The 16,826-nt window shown below is 71.5% G+C and carries 15 protein-coding genes, 1 tRNA gene and 2 pseudogenes; 13 read left to right on the top strand and 5 right to left on the bottom strand.

Translation table 11 applies throughout. The features are described 5' to 3' along the window. Position 1 precedes the first annotated feature (1 nt). The 7 genes from AYO52_RS16115 to AYO52_RS16085 all read left to right on the top strand — a co-directional run bounded on the left by AYO52_RS16115 (position 2) and on the right by AYO52_RS16085 (position 6,312). Positions 2-787, top strand: coding sequence for a 16S rRNA (uracil(1498)-N(3))-methyltransferase (locus tag AYO52_RS16115; RefSeq protein ID WP_067719635.1), 786 nt, complete (start codon positions 2-4; stop codon positions 785-787). Continuing rightward, positions 784-1,920, top strand: a complete 1,137-nt coding sequence (locus AYO52_RS16110) for a PhoH family protein (protein ID WP_253702255.1) — start codon at positions 784-786, stop codon at positions 1,918-1,920. Before AYO52_RS16115 ends, AYO52_RS16110 begins: the two co-directional genes overlap by 4 nt. Next, the gene (gene ybeY / locus AYO52_RS16105; protein WP_007626431.1) at positions 1,917-2,399 is read left to right on the top strand and encodes an rRNA maturation RNase YbeY; all 483 of its coding nucleotides are present in this window, start codon (positions 1,917-1,919) and stop codon (positions 2,397-2,399) included. The genes AYO52_RS16110 and ybeY overlap by 4 nt, the downstream gene beginning before the upstream one ends. 3 nt (positions 2,400-2,402) lie before the next feature. Then, positions 2,403-3,725 carry a hemolysin family protein gene (locus AYO52_RS16100; protein WP_067719631.1) on the top strand — a complete coding sequence of 441 codons (1,323 nt, stop codon included), beginning with the start codon at positions 2,403-2,405 and terminating at the stop codon, positions 3,723-3,725. Next, positions 3,722-4,630, top strand: coding sequence for a GTPase Era (gene era, locus AYO52_RS16095; protein WP_067719628.1), 909 nt, complete (start codon positions 3,722-3,724; stop codon positions 4,628-4,630). The genes AYO52_RS16100 and era overlap by 4 nt, the downstream gene beginning before the upstream one ends. 97 nt (positions 4,631-4,727) lie before the next feature. Further along, positions 4,728-5,525, top strand: a complete 798-nt coding sequence (gene recO / locus AYO52_RS16090) for a DNA repair protein RecO (RefSeq protein ID WP_067719615.1) — start codon at positions 4,728-4,730, stop codon at positions 5,523-5,525. Further along, complete coding sequence (locus AYO52_RS16085; RefSeq protein WP_067719612.1) at positions 5,500-6,312, top strand: isoprenyl transferase; 813 nt, start codon at positions 5,500-5,502, stop codon at positions 6,310-6,312. Before recO ends, AYO52_RS16085 begins: the two co-directional genes overlap by 26 nt. 19 nt (positions 6,313-6,331) lie before the next feature. Here the strand turns inward: AYO52_RS16085 and AYO52_RS16080 are convergent, their stop codons facing one another. Together AYO52_RS16080 and AYO52_RS16075 are read right to left on the bottom strand one after the other, a co-directional pair. Beyond that, a complete protein-coding gene (locus tag AYO52_RS16080; protein ID WP_067719609.1) occupies positions 6,332-6,748 on the bottom strand; it encodes a Fur family transcriptional regulator in 417 nt (138 codons plus the stop codon). A 4-nt stretch (positions 6,749-6,752) separates the two neighbouring features. Further along, positions 6,753-7,121, bottom strand: coding sequence for a helix-turn-helix transcriptional regulator (locus tag AYO52_RS16075; protein WP_067719606.1), 369 nt, complete (start codon positions 7,119-7,121; stop codon positions 6,753-6,755). A 187-nt stretch (positions 7,122-7,308) separates the two neighbouring features. On the opposite strand from AYO52_RS16075, the gene AYO52_RS16070 reads away from it, so the two are divergent. The 3 genes from AYO52_RS16070 (at position 7,309) to AYO52_RS16060 (ending at position 10,719) form a co-directional block, all read left to right on the top strand. Then, a complete protein-coding gene (locus AYO52_RS16070; protein WP_067719603.1) occupies positions 7,309-8,703 on the top strand; it encodes a glycine--tRNA ligase in 1,395 nt (464 codons plus the stop codon). Positions 8,704-8,761: 58 nt separating this feature from the next. Next, positions 8,762-9,379, top strand: a complete 618-nt coding sequence (locus tag AYO52_RS16065; RefSeq protein ID WP_067719600.1) for a YdcF family protein — start codon at positions 8,762-8,764, stop codon at positions 9,377-9,379. A gap of 77 nt (positions 9,380-9,456) precedes the next feature. Further along, positions 9,457-10,719: a deoxyguanosinetriphosphate triphosphohydrolase gene (locus AYO52_RS16060; protein WP_067719597.1), complete on the top strand. Its 1,263-nt coding sequence runs from the start codon at positions 9,457-9,459 to the stop codon at positions 10,717-10,719. A gap of 21 nt (positions 10,720-10,740) precedes the next feature. Here the strand turns inward: AYO52_RS16060 and AYO52_RS16055 are convergent, their stop codons facing one another. After that, positions 10,741-12,081 (bottom strand): serine hydrolase, encoded by a 1,341-nt coding sequence (locus AYO52_RS16055; protein WP_067719914.1) that lies wholly within the window; start codon positions 12,079-12,081, stop codon positions 10,741-10,743. 4 nt (positions 12,082-12,085) lie between these two features. Continuing rightward, complete coding sequence (locus AYO52_RS19215) at positions 12,086-14,194, bottom strand: YgcG family protein (protein WP_067719594.1); 2,109 nt, start codon at positions 14,192-14,194, stop codon at positions 12,086-12,088. A 68-nt stretch (positions 14,195-14,262) separates the two neighbouring features. Between AYO52_RS19215 and dnaG the strand changes: the two genes are divergently transcribed. Both dnaG and AYO52_RS16040 read left to right on the top strand, forming a co-directional pair. After that, positions 14,263-16,293 carry a DNA primase gene (gene dnaG, locus AYO52_RS16045; RefSeq protein WP_067719591.1) on the top strand — a complete coding sequence of 677 codons (2,031 nt, stop codon included), beginning with the start codon at positions 14,263-14,265 and terminating at the stop codon, positions 16,291-16,293. Positions 16,294-16,374: 81 nt separating this feature from the next. Continuing rightward, a tRNA-Asn gene (locus tag AYO52_RS16040) sits at positions 16,375-16,447 on the top strand. Positions 16,448-16,504: 57 nt separating this feature from the next. On the opposite strand, the pseudogene AYO52_RS19045 reads toward AYO52_RS16040, so the two are convergent. After that, a pseudogene (locus tag AYO52_RS19045) lies at positions 16,505-16,606 on the bottom strand (deaminase); the annotation flags it as partial. 52 nt (positions 16,607-16,658) lie between these two features. Here AYO52_RS19045 and AYO52_RS16035 point away from each other — a divergent pair. Beyond that, positions 16,659-16,826, top strand: a pseudogene (locus AYO52_RS16035) (molybdenum cofactor biosynthesis protein MoaE); the annotation flags it as partial.

The following is a 16,826-nucleotide window of genomic DNA, read 5'->3' as shown; positions in this document are numbered from 1 at the left end:
CGTGACCCCGTCGTTGTTCCGGGCCGGGACGGTCCCCGGTGTCGGCGAGACACTGGTGCTCGACGGGCCGGAGGGCCGACACGCCGGATCCGCGCTCCGCGTCCGGGTGGGAGAGGCCGTCCGGGTCGGTGACGGTCGGGGAGTGGTGGCGGACTGTGTGGTGATGACGACGAGCCCCGGCAGGGTCGAGGCGGAGGTCGTCACCCGGGTCGACGTCCCACGCCCCACCCCGGAGGTCACCGTCGTGCAGGCCCTGCCCAAGTCCGAGCGGTCCGAGCTGGCGGTCGAACTGGCCACCGAGGCCGGAGCCGACCGGATCGTGCCGTGGCAGGCCGACCGCTGCGTGAGCCGCTGGACCGGCCCCAAAGTCGACAAGGGCCGCACCAAGTGGACCAACGCCGCCCGCGCCGCGGCCAAGCAGTCGCGGCGGGCGTGGGAGCCCGAGATCGGCGACCTCGTCGACTCGACCGCCCTCGCCGCCCTGGTCGCCTCCGAGGTCGACGCCGGCGCCCGCGCACTCGTCCTGCACGAGGACGGCGCCGCCGGTTTCGCCGACGCGGTCACCGCGGGCCCGCCGGCGACACGGGTCCTCGTCGTCGTCGGCCCCGAGGGCGGGGTCTCCGACGCCGAACTCGACGCGCTGACCGCGGCAGGCGCCCGGCCCGTCGTCCTGGGCCCGGAGGTGCTCCGCACCTCCACCGCCGCCACCGTGGCGCTGGCCGCACTCGGCGTTCTCACACCGAGATGGTCGCCCGCGGGGTCTACACTCGATCCAACCTCACCATGACACGGGAAGTGATCCACGTAAGCACCGCAGGAAACGACAGCGCCACCGGAAACGACCGTCCCACCGGGAACGACCGGGATCCCGCCACGGCCACCGACACCGGTGGCGTCCGACGCGACACGGGCGACTCCACCGCCCGCACGGCCGTCCAGCTGGACCCGGACCTGGCGATGGCGGTGCTCGGCACCGCCGACGCCAACCTCCGCGCACTCGAGGACCTGCTCGACGCGGACCTGCACGTGCGGGGCGGCACCATGACCATCTCGGGCGATCCGCCCCACGTGGACCGTGCCTCCCGCGTCGTGTCCGACCTGCTGCGGCAGGCCCGCAGGGGAGTGGAGATCACCCCCGCCTCGGTGCGGCGCTCGGTGGAGATCCTCGCCGACTCGGGGCCGCTCACGCCCGAGGAGGTGCTCGGCACCGACGTCCTGTCCCGCCGCGGCGGGATGATCCGGCCCAAGACCCTCGGCCAGAAGCGGTATGTCGACGCCATCGACGACCACACGATCGTGTTCGGACTGGGCCCCGCCGGCACCGGCAAGACCTACCTCGCCATGGCCAAGGCCGTCGCCGCGCTCCGCGCCAAGGAGGTCAGCCGCATCATCCTCACCCGGCCCGCGGTCGAGGCCGGTGAACGCCTGGGCTACCTGCCCGGCACCCTGCACGAGAAGATCGACCCGTACCTGCGGCCGCTGTACGACTCGCTGCACGACATGATGGACCCCGAGGCCATCCCGAAGCTCATGGCGGCCGGGGTGATCGAGGTGGCGCCGCTGGCGTACATGCGCGGGCGGACGCTCAACGACTCGTTCATCATCCTCGACGAGGCGCAGAACACCACGCCCGAGCAGATGAAGATGTTCCTCACGAGGCTCGGCTTCGGCTCGAAGATCGTCGTGACCGGGGACATCACGCAGATCGACCTCCCCGGCGGGCAGCGCTCGGGCCTGAAGGTCGTCCGCGACATCCTCACCGGGGTCGACGACATCCACTTCTCCGAACTGACCTCCCGCGACGTCATCCGTCACGCGCTGGTCGGGCGGATCGTCGACGCCTACGCCAAGCACGAAGCGCGCCTCGAACGAGGCGAGCGACCCACCATCCACAAGAACAGGGAGCAGCGCCGCCGATGAGCATCGAGGTCGCCAACGAGTCGGGCGTGGAGGTCGACGAGGCAGAACTCATCGACGTGGCCGCGTTCGTGATCGCCCGGATGGACGTCCACCCGGCCGCCGAACTGTCGATCACCCTCGTCGACAAGGACACGATGGCCGATCTCCACGTGACGTGGATGAACCTGCCCGGCCCCACCGACGTCATGAGCTTCCCCATGGACGAGCTCACGCCCGGAGGCCGCCCCGACCTGCCCGAACCCGGACCGGCGATGCTCGGCGACATCGTCCTGTGCCCGGCGTTCGCCGCCGACCAGGCCGCCAGCTCCGGCCATCCCCTCGCGCACGAGCTCGCGCTGCTCACCGTCCACGGGTGCCTGCACCTGCTGGGGTACGACCACGCGGAGCCCGCCGAGGAGCGGGAGATGTTCGGCCTCCAGAACGAACTGCTGGGCGAGTGGTACGACCACCGAGACGAGTCCCCGAGAGTGGACGCCTGAGACGTGGACACCACCATCCTCACGGCCGTCGCGGCCGTGGTGCTCATCCCCGTCGCCGGACTGTTCGCCGCCCTCGACGCCGCCCTGAGCACGGTCTCGGTGGCCCGCGTCGAGGAGATGGCCAAGGAGAACCGTCACGGCGCGACGCGGTTGTCGAAGATGCTCGCCACCCGGCCGCGGTACATCAATGTCATCGTCCTGCTCCACATGCTGAGCCTGGTGGCCGCGGCGGTGTTGTTCACCGTCGTGTTCAACGACCTCATCGACTCCACGGGCTGGGCGCTGGCCGTCGCCGTCGTGGTGACCACCGTCGCCGCCTACATCGTGGCCGGGGTCGGACCCCGCACCCTCGGCCGACAACACGCCTACTCCCTCGCCCTGGGCGCCGCGACCCCGCTGACCGTGACCGGGTTCGTCCTGGGCCCCGTCGCCACCCTGCTCGTCGGCCTGGGCAACGCCGTCACCCCCGGCGGCGGCTTCCGCAACGGTCCCTTCGCCTCCGAGATCGAGCTGCTCGAGATCGTCGACATGGCCCGCGAACGCGGGGTCGTGGCCGACGACGAGTCCCGCATGATCCAGTCCGTATTCGAACTCGGTGACACCACCGCGCGCGAAGTGATGACCCCGCGCACCGAGATGGTGTGGATCGAGTCGGACAAGACGGTCGGCCAGGCCGCGCGACTCACTGTGAAGTCCGGGTACTCGCGTATCCCGGTGGTCGACGGGGACAACTCCGACGACGTGGTGGGCGTCGTCTACCTGCGCGACATCGTCGCCCGGCTCGACGACCCGGACGGGCGCGCCGCCCCGGTGGCCGACGTGATGCGCCCCGCGGTGTTCGTGCCCGACGCCAAGCGGATCGACGACCTGCTGAGCGAGATGCAGCGGGACCACAACCACCTGGCGATCCTCGTCGACGAGTACGGCGGGACCGCCGGGCTGGTCTCCATCGAGGACATCCTCGAGGAGATCGTCGGGGAGATCGTCGACGAGTACGACACCACCGAGGTGCCGCCCGTCGAGGACCTCGGCGACGGACGCTACCGCCTGTCCGCCCGGCTCGGGCTGGACGAGGTGGCCGAGCTGTTGGACGTCGAGTTCGCCGACGAGGTGACCGAGGAGGTCGAGACCCTGGGCGGGTTGCTCGCCCTGGAGCTCGGGCGCGTCCCGCTGCCCGGCGCGCACGTCGTGTCCACCGGGCTCGACCTGCGCGCCGAGGGCGGCCACGACCGGCGCGGACGGGTCAAGGTGGTCACCGTCGTGGCCGAGCGGACCGAGAAGAACGACGACAACGACGACGACCCCCAGCGCGAGGACAACCGATGAGCACTCCCGAGAACTTCCGTAGCGGGTTCGTCAGCTTCGTGGGCCGACCCAACACGGGCAAGTCCACCCTGACCAACGCGCTCGTGGGGGAGAAGATCGCCATCACCTCCTCGCGGCCGCAGACCACACGGCACGCGATCCGCGGGATCGTGCACCGGCCGGACGCCCAGATCATCCTGGTCGACACCCCCGGACTGCACCGCCCCCGCACCCTGCTCGGCGAGCGGCTCAACGCGCTGGTCGAGGACACCTACTCCGATGTCGACCTCATCGGCTTGTGCATCCCCGCCGGGGAGCGCATCGGCCCCGGGGACCGCTGGATCCTCGAGCAGGTCCGCAAGCTGTGCCCCACCACGCCGGTGCTCGGGCTGGTGACCAAGATCGACACCGTCTCCAAGAAGAAGGTCATGGAGCAGCTCGTGGCCGTATCGACGTTCCTCGGACCGGACTCGGAGGTCGTCCCGGTGTCGGCCGCGTCCGGCGAGCAGGTCGACGTGGTGGCCGACGTCATCGCGACCCTGCTGCCCGAGGGGCCCCAGTTCTACCCCGACGACATCATCACCGAGGAGTCCGACGAGAGCCGCATGGCCGAGCTCATCCGCGAGGCGGCCCTCGAGGGCGTCCGCGACGAGCTGCCCCACTCGATCGCCGTGTCGATCGAGGAGATCCTGCCGCACGAGGGCCGCGACGACATGGTGGACGTCCACGCCACCGTGTACGTGGAACGACAGAGCCAGAAGTCGATCGTCCTGGGCAAGGGCGGCTCGCGGATGCGCGAGGTCGGCACCACCGCCCGGGCCGGCATCGAGAAGTTGCTCGGCACCAAGGTCTACCTCGACCTGCACGTCAAGGTCCTCAAGGAGTGGCAGCGCGACCCCAAGATGCTGGGACGCCTGGGCTTCTAGCCTCTCCACGGCTCCTGGCCCGTGGGACACTGGACACCTGAGCGCGCACGCACCCGCGTGCGCGCCCGCCCGGACATCGCCCCGGAAGGAGGCCCGGATGCATCCCTTCACCGACACGGGCCTCGTCGTGCGCACCTACGACCTCGGGGAAGCCGACCGGATCGTCACCCTGCTGACCGAGCGGCACGGGCTCGTCCGCGCCGTCGCCCGGGCCGTACGCCGCACCCGGTCCCGGATGGGCGCGAGCCTCGAGCCGTTCGCGGTGGTGGAGGTGCAGATCGCCCCGGGCCGTGGTCGCAGTGGGCTCGGGACCGTCCGCCAGGCCAGCAGTCGTGAGTCCCTGGCTCGTCCGCTGGTGGCGGACTACCCGGCGTACACCTCCGGGTGCGTGGTCCTGGAGACCGCCGAGCGCCTCGCGGGCGAGGAGGGGGCGCCCACCCCGCGGCTGCTCGGCCTCGCCGTGAACGCCCTGCGCTCCCTGGCCGAGCACCGCCGCGAGCCGGGCCTGGTCGCCGACGCGTTCCTCCTGCGCGCCATGTCCGCCTCCGGCTGGGAGCCCGTCCTGGACTGCTGCGTGCGTTGCGGCGTGGTGGGCCCGCACCGGGCCTTCCACGTCGCGTCCGGCGGGACCGTGTGCGTGCACTGCCGCCCGCAGGGATGCGCGATGCTCTCACCCGGTGTCGCCGAGCACCTGTCCGCGCTGCTGGCGGGGGAGTGGGACGCCGTCGGGGTGTCCTCGCCCGCTGTCGTGCGGCAGGCCTCCGGCATCGCCGCCGCGCACCTGCAGTGGCATCTCGAACGAGACCTGCGCAGCCTGCCCCTGGTCGACCGCGGCACGGTCGGCCCCGTCGAGCTAGTAGAGGAGTCCCGTGCCCGGACTACCCAGATTTCGTAAGCGTCCCGCCCCGCGGGCGACCACGGTCCGGCCACCCACCCCGCACGAGTCGGGTGCCCGCCCGCCGGCCATTCCGGCCGAGTTCGTGCCCCGCCACGTCGCGCTGGTCATGGACGGCAACGGCCGCTGGGCACAGGAGCGCGGTCTGCCCCGCACCGAGGGGCACAAGCGCGGCGAGGCCGTGCTCATGGACGTCGTGCAGGGCTGCATCGAGATGGGCATCCCGTACCTGTCCGCCTATGCCTTCTCGACCGAGAACTGGAAGCGCAGTCCCGAGGAGGTCCGGTTCCTCATGGGCTTCAACCGGGACGTCCTGCGCCGCCGCCGGGACGAGATGCACTCGCTGGGCGTGCGGGTCCGGTGGGCGGGGCAGCGGCCCCGGCTGTGGCGGTCGGTCATCTCGGAACTCGAGGAGGCCGAGGAGCTCACCCGCGACAACACGGTCATGACCCTGGCCATGTGCGTGAACTACGGGGGCCGCGCCGAGATCGTCGACGCCGCCCGGGACTTCGCCCGCCGCGTGGCCGCCGGCGAGCTCTCGCCCGACGACCTGACGGAGGACAACTTCTCCCAGTTCCTCGACGAGCCGGACATGCCGGACGTGGACCTGTTCCTGCGGCCGTCCGGGGAGCTGCGCACGTCCAACTTCATGCTGTGGCAGGCCGCCTACGCCGAGTTCGTCTTCCAGGACACGCTGTTCCCGGACTTCGACCGCCGCGACCTGTGGGCGGCGTGCCTGGAGTACGCCGAGCGTGACCGGCGCTTCGGCGGCGTCACCAGCCCCTGACACTCGGACGCCCGGTCAGTCAGCCCGCCTGGCCCGCCGCGCACTCCGCGCACAGGCCGAACAGCTCGACGGTGTGGCTGACGTCGGTGAACCCGTGAGCCCGGCCCGCGCGATGGGCCCACACCTCGACCCCCGGCTCCTCGACCTCCACGGTGAACCCGCAGACGCGGCACACCAGGTGATGGTGGTGCGAGTCGGAGCACTTGCGGAAGATGAGCTCCCCGGAGTCGGTCCGCAGCACGTCGACGGCCTCCGCGTCGGCCATCGACTGCAGGGTCCGGTACACCGTCGTTAGCCCGATCGTGTCCCCGCGCTCACGGAGTTCGGCGTGCAGGTCCTGGGCGGAACGGAAGCCCTTGGACTCGTCGAGCAGAGCGGAGATCGCGCTGCGCTGTCGGGTCGACCGCACGCCGATCGGCTTGTCCGGTGTCGTCATGGATCTACTGCTCTCCGGCGTGCCCGACGGCCGCCTCGACGATGTCGAGCAGATGCTCGTCCAACAGTTCGTAGCGCATTTCCCGACCCTGCCGGTGGGAGGAGACCACGCCGGAGGACTTGAGGATGCGCAGGTGCTGACTGACCAGCGGCTGGGTGACGCCGAGTGCGTCGACCAACTCGTGCACGCACCGGGGGCCGTCCCGTAGCTGCAGCACGATCGCGATACGCAGCGGGGCGGACAGGGCCCGGAGCAGTTCTCCGGCCGCGGACACCACCCGCTCGGGCGGCAGGGGGACCGGGGAGGCCCGGTGGTCGGCGTCGTGGACGTCCGTGACCGGGTCGGATCCGGTCGATCGGGGTCCGCTGTGCATCGTCTCCACCTTCCGGGCTCGCTCCCGGGCTCGGTCGCCGCCGGCGTCGTATCGGGTAGGGGACCCCAGTATCCCAGACCCGGGGGCCCGACCGGATACCCTGGTGAAAGTGCCCGGGCGCCGGCCCGCGCCGAGGTGGTCCAGCCGACGCCTCCGCCAACCGACTCACCAAGGGAGAACCCCCGACGTGGCAGCCTCAGCTTCCGTCATCGACACCGTCGTCAACCTCTGCAAGCGCCGAGGACTGGTGTACCAATGTGGCGAGATCTACGGCGGTACGCGCTCGGCGTGGGACTACGGCCCCCTGGGTGTGGAGCTCAAGGACAACATCAAGAAGCAGTGGTGGCGCAACTTCGTCACCGGCCGGGACGACGTGGTGGGCCTGGACTCGTCGATCATCCTGCCCCGCCAGGTGTGGCAGGCCTCCGGCCACGTCGAGACGTTCACCGACCCCCTGGTCGAGTGCAGGTCCTGCCACACCCGGCTGCGTCAGGACCATCTCCAGGAGGCGTACGCCGCCAAGAAGAAGCTGGATCATCCGTCCGAGGCGCCGATGTCGGAGATCGCCTGTCCCAACTGTGGGAACAAGGGCCAGTGGACCGAGCCCCAGCTGTTCTCGGGCCTGATGAAGACCTTCCTCGGCCCCGTGGACAACGAGACCGGCCTGCACTACCTGCGTCCGGAGACCGCGCAGGGCATCTTCATCAACTACAAGAACGTCATGACCACCGCGCGTCGCAAGCCGCCGTTCGGTATCGGCCAGATCGGCAAGGCGTTCCGCAACGAGATCACCCCCGGCAATTTCATCTTCCGCACCCGCGAGTTCGAGCAGATGGAGATCGAGTACTTCGTCAAGCCCGACGAGGCGGACGAGCACTTCACGACGTGGGTCGAGGACTGCTGGGACTGGTTCGTGGACCTGGGGATCGACCCGCAGAACCTGCGTCGCTTCGACGTCCCGGAGGACGAGCGCGCCCACTACTCGGCGGGCACGATCGACTTCGAGTACAAGTTCGGGTTCTCCGGCAACGAGTGGGGCGAGCTCATGGGTATCGCCAACCGCACGGACTACGACCTCACGCAGCACCAGACCCACTCCGGTGAGGACCTGCAGTACTTCGACCAGGCCTCGGGCGAGAAGTACATCCCCTACGTCATCGAGCCGAGCTTCGGCCTGACCCGCTCGCTCATGGCGTTCCTCGTGGACGCCTACACGGAGGACGAGGCGCCCAACGCCAAGGGCGGGGTGGACACCCGGACGGTGCTCAAGCTCGACCGCCGGCTCGCGCCGGTCAAGGCCGCGGTGCTGCCGCTGTCGCGCAACGCGGACCTGTCGCCCAAGGCCCGTGATCTGGCCGCCCAGCTGCGCAAGAACTGGAACGTCGACTTCGACGACGCCCAGGCCATCGGCCGCCGCTACCGCCGCCACGACGAGATCGGCACCCCGTTCTGCATCACGGTCGACTTCGACACCCTCGAGGACCAGGCCGTGACCATCCGTGAGCGCGACACCATGGCGCAGGAGCGCGTGGCGATCGACCAGGTCGAGGGGTACCTCGCCCAGCGCCTGATCGGGTGCTGACGGACTCCCCTGGCACACTGGTCGGGTGAGAAGAACAACCCGGTCCCCGCTCCGTGCGGTGTCCAGGGCCGTCGGCTGGCTCCTGTCCATCGCACTGCTGTTGTGCCTGGTCATACCCGGATTCATCTCGTTCCGGGTGTGGTCCGTGGCGCGTGTCGACGATCGATCTCCGGCCGACGCGATCGTGGTGCTGGGCGCGGCGCAGTACAACGGCATCCCCACCCCCGTGTTCCAGGCCCGGCTGGAGCACGCGGCCCTGCTCTTCGAGGAGGGGGTCGCGCCCCAGGTCATCACGGTCGGTGGTAGCCAGCCGGGTGACCTGTACACGGAGGCCGGGTCGGGGCGGGCCTATCTGACCCGCCTCGGCGTGCCCCCGGAGGTGATCCTGGCGGTGGAGACCGGGACCAACACCGAGGGCAGTCTGGACGCCGCGGCCCAGACCGTGCGCGACCAGGGCGGGCAGTCGGTGGTGCTGGTCAGCGACCCCACGCACTCGTATCGCTCGCGCATGATGGCGCGGGACGCGGGGCTGGACGCGTGGACCTCGCCGACCCGCCACGGGCCGGCGGTGTGGACCCGGGAGAACCAGATCATGGGGATCATCCGGGAGACGGGCGCGGTGCTCTGGTACCAGTACCACCGGCTCGCCGGGAGCAGTGTGGACTTCCCGGACTGAACCGCCGGGGCGGGTCGCGCGTGCGGATGCGGCCTGCCGCAGGGATGACGGGGCGGTGACGCCCGGAGGAGAAGTGGATGACGGGATACGCGTACGACGCCGCGGACGCCGAGCGCCGGGTCGACGAGGGTTCCGGCCGCGCCCGCGGGAAGGCGAGCGAACGCAGCCCGTTCGACCGGGACCGCGCCCGCGTCCTGCATTCGGCCGCATTGCGCCGACTCGCCGACAAGACCCAGGTGGTCGGCCCCGGGGACGGCGACACCCCGCGGACCCGCCTCACCCATTCGCTCGAGGTCGCCCAGATCTCCCGCAGTATCGCGGCCGGGCTGGGGAGCGACCCGGACCTGGCGGACCTGGCGGGCCTGAGCCACGACATCGGACACCCGCCCTACGGCCACAACGGCGAGCGGGCGCTGGACGAGGTCGCGCGCGGGTTCGGCGGCTACGAGGGCAACGCTCAGACCGTACGGATCCTGTCGCGGCTCGAGCCCAAGGTCGTCGACGCCTCCGGCCGTGGGGTGGGGTTGAACCTCACCCGCGCCGCGCTGGACGCGGCCACCAAGTACCCGTGGCTGCCGCGGGAGGGGACGCGGAAGTTCGGCGCCTACGCCGATGACGCGGACACCCTCGCGTGGATCCGGCAGGGCGCTCCCGGGGACACCCGGTGCCTCGAGGCCCAGATCATGGACTTCTCCGACGACGTTGCCTATTCGGTCCACGATGTCGAAGACGCGATCGTCGCCGGCCGGCTGGACCTGCGCTCGCTGTCCGACCGGTCGGAGGTCGCGGCGCTCGCGGAACTGGGCGCGGAGGAGTTCCGCGGTCCGGACGCCGATCAGCTGGAGCAGGCCGCCGGGCGTCTCGGTGCGCTCGAGGTGGTCCGCGCCGTGCAGCCGTTCTCCGAGAGCTTCACCGGGTTCGTGGCGCTCAAGGCCCTGACCAGTGAGCTGGTGGGCCGGTTCGTCATGCCCGCCATCCACGCCACCCGCGAGGTGCACGGGGCCAGGCCGCACGGCCGCTACAGCGCGGGTCTCGAGGTGCCGGTGGAAGTCGAGGCCGAGGTGGTGATGCTCAAGACGATGGCGGTGCGCTACGTCATGAGCGACCCCGGCCACCGCCTCCGGCAGGACCGCCAGCGGGACCGGATCCATCGGGTGGCGGAGTTCCTCGCCCAGTCCGCGCCCGCGGGCCTCGACCCGGTCCTCCGCCCGCTGTGGGATTCGGCGCCGGACGACGCCGCGCGGATGCGGGTGATCGTCGACCAGATCGCCCTGTACACCGAGAGCCGGCTCGAGCGGGTCGACCGGGCGAGCGCCGGCATCCAGGCCGCCTGGGGCTGAGCCGCCCGCCCTCGGCGCCCGTCAACCGACCGCGCGCACGACCTCGCCGACCAGCCGGTCCACGCCCACCGCGTCGAGGGTCGAGCCGGGGGAGAAGCCGGTGCGGACCACCACGAGATCGGCCGAGGGGACCACCACGACGTACTGCCCGTCGTGCCCGGAGGCCCAGAACGCGTCGGTCGGCATGTCCGTGAACCGGAGCGGGGTCCCGTCACCGGCCGTGTTCAGCCACCACTGGGCGCCGTACGGTTCGGGCTCGCCGCCCGCCGGGACCCCGGTCGTCGCGTAATCCATCCACCCCGCGGGCAGCAGCCGCTGTCCGTCCACCTCGCCGTCGTCGAGCACGAACTGACCGAACCGCGCCCAGTCGCGCGGGCTCGCCCACAGGTACGAACTACACACCGACCCGCCCGAGGCGTCGGCCTCGAGGACGGCGCTGCGCATCCCGAGCGGGCGGAAGAGCAGTTCCGCGGCCATCTCCGGCCCCAGCCCGGTGCGTTCGTGCAGCAGGTCGCAGACGATGTTGCTCGTGCCGGACGAGTACTGGCGGAACTCGCCGGGGGCGTGGGCGGCCGGTTGGGAGGCGGCGAAGGCGGCCATGTCGGGTTCGAGGAACAGCATCCGGGTGATGGGTGTGCCCAGGTCGTACTCCTCGTCCCAGTCGAGGCCGGAGGTCATGCGCAGCAGGTGGTCCAGCGAGATCTGCGACCGCTCGTCGGTCCATTCGGGGCGCAGGCCGGTGGTGGCGGGGTCGAGGTCGGCGTCGCGGAACTCGACCTGCGCGCGCCCCACCAGGGTGGCGGCGACGCTCTTGGCCATGGACCAGCCGAGCTGGCGGGTGTCGGGGCCGAAACCGTCGGCGTACCGCTCGCCGAGGATCTCGCCGCGATGGACGACGACGAGGCCCCGCGTCCCCTCCTGCGCCGCGGCCTCATCCAGTGCCGACGAGACCTCGTCCGGTGCGTCGGACGCCTCTGCCAGGCGGATGCCCTGAGGGCCATCCCCGCGCAGCGGCGGGGGCGGCTCACTGCCCTGCGATCCCGCCGCGCGGTCACCGAGGGCACAGCCGTGCTCGGAGACGTGGGCGGTCTGCCGGAAGCCCACCCCCAGCACCGAGGCGGTCGCGGTCCCGGCCTCCTCGTCGACCGATGTCCGCATGACGGGCACCAGCGGATTGGGCGGGAGGTCGGTGTCGTAGTCCTCGCGGCCCACGAGGTAGTGCAGGGCGCAGGCGTTGTGGGCGGCGTACCCGGTGCCGGTGAGCAGCATCGGCCGGTACCAGACGCCCACCGCGACCACGGCTGCGACGAGGAGCGCGACCACCGCGACCACCGCGATGAGAACTTTCCGACGACGTGTCATGGGGTCAGAACCGCCCGCCCGCGCCGCCACCGCCGAAGCCGCCGCCACCGCCTCCGAAGCCACCGCCGAATCCGCCACCGAGGCCGCCGCCGCCGAAGCCGCGGGCGGATCCGAAACCGCCACCGCCGCCGCGGAGCATCCCCTGGATGAGCGCGCCGGCGACCATGCCGCCGACCATCGCGCCGGTGTTGGACCCGCGCCGTCCGCCGCGTCCGTACGGGCCGCCCCGGCCGCCGTACCCGCCGTAGCCGCCGGAGTACTGGGGCCGGGAGGCGTCGCTCTGCGCGAGACGGAGCGCCTCGCGGGCGAGGTTGAGCGCGCGCTCGGCGGCAGGGAACGCGGCCGGGCCGACCGTGCCCTCGGCGGTCGCCAGCGAGCTCTTCGCGGCCGCGAGGCGCGTGCGGGCGGCCTGGCCGATCACGTACGAGCGGCTGCCGATGAAGTCGTCGGCCTCGCGGACCGCCCCCGCGGCGCGGGTGATCGCGGCCCGGCGGGCGGCACGGGCGCGGTTGGCGGCCTCGGCCTCGTGCCCGGCGGCGGCCAGGGCCTCGTCGAGGTCGCGGTCCACGTCGATGAGGTGGGAGAAGGTCCCCAGCGGATCGGTCTGACCGTCGCGGCGGGCCGCGTCGACCGCCTCGCGCGCCGCGGCGGCCACCTGCGTGAGGGTCTGGCTGGAGGTGTCACTGACGTCGGTCGACGCCAGCAGCCGCGAGGCCATGGTCAGTTCCTCCTCGACCTCCTCGATCAGCGGGTCGAGGTCGCGGCGCGCGGTCGCGATGTCGTCGGCGGCGTGTTCGACGCCGTTGACCAGCTTCTCGGCCCGGGACAGCTCGCCTTCGGCGGAGGTGATGGCGTCCACGGCCTCGCCCTGTTCGCCCACCGGCCGGGCCAGTGCCGCGCGGGCGCGGACGGTCTCGCCTTCCGCGGCGTCGAGCAGTTCACCGGCCAGCGAGAGGTTGTCGGAGATGGAGGAGAGCACGGCCGACGGGAACCGCTCGCGCAGGTCCGCCATGGTCTTCTCGGCCTCGGGGAGCCGGGCGCGCAGGGAGACCGCGCGGCGGGTGAGCGTGTCGACGGAGGCGGCGCCGTTGATGAGCAGGTCGCGCATCTCGGCGAAGGCCGTGGCCTGTCCCTCGAGGCCGCGTTCGGCGCGTTCGGCGCGGGCGGCCACCTCGAGCAGCATGGCCTTGCGCTGGTCGGGCGTCTCGGGGATGTCGTCGTCGAGCCGCTGGACGAGTGCGTGCGCGGCGGCGACCTCGGCTCGTGCCGAGTCGAGCGCGGAGCGGAACGGCCGGGTACGCAGCTCGCCGAACTCGCCTGCGGCGGTCTCGAGGGCGTCCGTGGAGGCGTCCACCGACTGGTCGGCATCGGCCAACCCGGAGCGGGCGCGCGCGTCGAGGACCTCCACCGGCAGGGCGGACATTCGGGCGGTGTCGTCGCCGGGGATGTCGCGGGCGTCCTCGGCCTGCCTGGCCGTCCGCGTGGCGCGGCGCCGGCGGGCGAACAGGACCACGGCCGCGACGAGGGCGATGATCACCACGATGATGGCCAGGATGGCGAACGGCGAGATCTCCGAGCCGGAGCCCTGGCGTTCGAGCCCGTCGGCCGCGCCGGTGACGGCGCCGGCCCAGTCGCCGGCGGCGAGGCGCGGTTCGATGTCGCGGTCGGCGATCTCTTGCGCGGTCAGCTGATCGGCAGTGGGCGAGGCCTCGGGGTCGTCGAACTCGAACCAGTACCTGCCCTCGTCCACGGCCACCACGAGCAGTGCGTCGGACGCGCCCAGGTCGGACAGTTCCCGGGTCTGCTGCGTCCACTGCTCGACCGGGATGCCGTCGAGGGTGTCGACGAACGTCACCCACAGCTGGATCTGGTCGGTCGAGCGCAGTTCGGCCAGTCTGCTCTCCACCTCGGGGGTGTCGCCGCCGAGGACCCCCGCGGAGTCGGTGAGCTGCTGCTGCAGGTTCGACGGGGGCTCGGCGGAGGCGCCGGGGGCGGCCCACACCAGCGCGAAGGCCAGGAACGCGACCACCGTCGCGAGCGCTGTCACCGGGGCCTGGCTGAACCGGGAACGGGGTCGCCGGGCGGCGGCGGGCGGGAGTTGGGCGGCGATCATGGCCCCAGCGTATCGGCCCCGAACAGGGGGCACGCCGGTCCTCGCCGGAGGCGGCTACTCTGGGCGTCATGGCAGGGCGGATTCCGGAGCAGGACATCGCCGCGATCCGCGAACGCACCCGTATCGAGGAGATCGTCGGCGAGTACGTCGCGCTCAAACCAGGTGGCGCGGACTCGCTCAAGGGGCTGTCCCCGTTCAAGGACGAGAAGACCCCCTCGTTCCACGTGCGTCCGCAGCACGGCTACTTCCACTGTTTCTCGACGGGTGAGGGTGGCGACGTCTTCGCGTTCCTCATGAAGATGGAGCACATCAGCTTCGTCGAGGCGGTGGAGCAGCTGGCCGACCGGCTGGGCTACCGCATCTCCTACGAGGGTGGCGGGCAGGTCATCCAGCGCGATCGCGGCACGCGGTCCCGGCTGGCGCAGGCCAACGCGGCCGCGCAGAAGTTCTACGCCGAGCGGTTGGCGCAGGACCCGGAGGCGGAGACGGCGCGCACCTTCCTCACCGACCGCGGGTTCGACATGACCCAGGCCCAGCACTTCGGCTGTGGATACGCGCCCGCCGGCTGGGACACCATGAGCAAGCACCTCATGCGCCAGGGGTTCGAGCCCAAGGAGCTGGAGGCGGCCGGGCTGTCCAAGACGAGTTCGCGTGGCACCCTCATCGACCGTTTCCACCGCCGGTTGCTGTGGCCCATCCGCAATCTCGGCGGTGAGGTGATCGGGTTCGGCGCGCGCAAGCTGTTCGAGGACGACACGCTGGGCAAGTACATGAACACGCCCGAGACGATGCTCTACAAGAAGTCGCAGGTGCTTTTCGGTCTGGACCTGTCCAAGCGGGAGATCGCCTCGCAGCGCCGCGCGGTCGTGGTCGAGGGGTACACTGACGTCATGGCCATGCACGCGGCCGGCGTCACGACCGCGGTCGCCGCGTGTGGCACCGCGTTCGGCGAGGACCACCTGTCGACGCTGAGGCGCCTGATGTTGGACGACAACTACTTCCGCGGCGAGATCATCTACACCTTCGACGGTGACGAGGCCGGCAAGAAGGCCGCGCTCCGGGCGTTCTCGGGGGATCAGCAGTTCTCCGGCCGGACGTTCGTGGCGGTGGCCCCGCCGGGGACGGATCCGTGCGACCTGCGTCAGAACAAGGGCGACGCGGCGGTGCGGGATCTCGTGTCCGCGCGGGTGCCGATGTTCGAGTTCGCGATCCGCTCGATGCTCGAGGACTACGACCTCGACCACGCCGAGGGGCGTGTGGAGGCACTGCGTCGCACGGTGCCGGTGGTGGCGGACATCCGCGATTCGACGCTGCGTGACGAGTACGCTCGCCAGCTCGCCGGCTGGGTCGGCTGGGACGACCCGGCGACGGTGGTGCGCCGCGTCCGCGAGGAGGCGCGCAAGAAGGGCCGCGCGCGGTCGGCAGGGTCGGGTCCCGGGTTGCGCAAGCGTGCCCCCGGTGGACCGGGCGGGGGAGCCCGACCGGGGTGGGACACCGCCGAGCGTGGGGGCGGCGCGGGTCGTGGACGTGGGGGATACGACGACGACGAGGCCGGCGGCCGCGCAGCTCCGCAGACGCCGGAGGTGCCGGCGGGCGTGCCCATCCCCGCCGCCGCGGACCCGGTGCTGTGGCCCCAGCGGGAGGCCGTGAAGGCGGCCCTGCAGTACCCGGGGCTGGCCGGGCCGCTCTTCGACTCGCTGCCGGAGGAGTGCTACACCCACCCCGCCTATGCCACGATCGCGCAGGCGCTGTCGAAGGCTGGGGGGTGCGCGGCCGGCAAGAGCGGCGCGAACTGGGTCTCCGAGGTCTCCGAGGGGCTGGGCGACGACGGGCTGCGCCGACTGGTCGGGAGCCTCGCGGTGGAGACGCTGCGCGTGTCCGAGGAGGCGTTGCCCCGCTACATCTCCGGTGTCCTGGCGCGTCTGCAGGAGGTGTGGGTCTCGGGTCAGATCGCGGACCTCAAGTCCAAGGTGCAGCGGATGAGCCCCGCCGAGGACCCGGAGGGTTATTCCGCGTTGTTCGGTGATCTGGTGGCTCTGGAGGAGTACCGGCGCGGCCTGTTGAACCAGGCGGTCGGCGCTACTCCGGATATCGCCTGACCAGCCGATTTGGTTCGTCGGCCTGCGGCGCACTAAGGTGAGTTCTCGGTATCCGGCATCACCGCCGGGCGCCAGCAGTGATCCCCCATAGCTCAATTGGCAGAGCATTCGACTGTTAATCGAAGGGTTATTGGTTCGAGTCCAATTGGGGGAGCTCAGCAACCAGGTCAGTGGCTTCCGAGCCACTGACCTGGTCTGCATTTCAGGGTGGTCAGCCGGGTGGGGCGTGCAGGGTGGGCCGGTAGATCAGCTCCTGGATCCGGCCGTCGAGGGTACGGCTCTCGAGCAGCTCGAGGTCACACTCCGCTCCCCCCACGGCCCGGGACACTCTCGCCCGGCTCTGCGACGAGGTCGCGGTCGAGCACACCTCGGCGTCCGATTCCGGGCGTACGGTCCGCGTCTCGGCCGTCCACCGCGTGGGTGTGCTGCCGGTGGGCGAGGTCGCGGTGGTGGTGGTCGCCGTGGCTCCGCATCGGGCCGAGGCGTTCGCGGCGTGTTCGGAGCTCATCGAGCGGCTCAAGCACGGGGTGCCC

It is taken from the genome of Dietzia sp. 111N12-1 (genome assembly GCF_001658045.1).
In the GTDB taxonomy this organism is placed as follows: domain Bacteria; phylum Actinomycetota; class Actinomycetes; order Mycobacteriales; family Mycobacteriaceae; genus Dietzia; species Dietzia kunjamensis.
This window is presented reverse-complemented; position numbering and strand designations above follow the sequence as displayed.

Bases quoted from the DNA above. Each gene is read 5' to 3' on its own strand.
- AYO52_RS16110 (WP_253702255.1), top strand. From the start codon at position 784: ATGACACGGGAAGTGATCCACGTAAGCACCGCAGGAAACGACAGCGCC.
- ybeY (WP_007626431.1), top strand. From the start codon at position 1,917: ATGAGCATCGAGGTCGCCAACGAGTCGGGCGTGGAGGTCGACGAGGCA.
- era (WP_067719628.1), top strand. From the start codon at position 3,722: ATGAGCACTCCCGAGAACTTCCGTAGCGGGTTCGTCAGCTTCGTGGGC.
- recO (WP_067719615.1), top strand. From the start codon at position 4,728: ATGCATCCCTTCACCGACACGGGCCTCGTCGTGCGCACCTACGACCTC.
- AYO52_RS16080 (WP_067719609.1), bottom strand. From the start codon at position 6,748: ATGACGACACCGGACAAGCCGATCGGCGTGCGGTCGACCCGACAGCGC.
- AYO52_RS16075 (WP_067719606.1), bottom strand. From the start codon at position 7,121: ATGCACAGCGGACCCCGATCGACCGGATCCGACCCGGTCACGGACGTC.
- AYO52_RS16060 (WP_067719597.1), top strand. From the start codon at position 9,457: ATGACGGGATACGCGTACGACGCCGCGGACGCCGAGCGCCGGGTCGAC.
- AYO52_RS16055 (WP_067719914.1), bottom strand. From the start codon at position 12,081: ATGACACGTCGTCGGAAAGTTCTCATCGCGGTGGTCGCGGTGGTCGCG.
- AYO52_RS19215 (WP_067719594.1), bottom strand. From the start codon at position 14,194: ATGATCGCCGCCCAACTCCCGCCCGCCGCCGCCCGGCGACCCCGTTCC.
- dnaG (WP_067719591.1), top strand. From the start codon at position 14,263: ATGGCAGGGCGGATTCCGGAGCAGGACATCGCCGCGATCCGCGAACGC.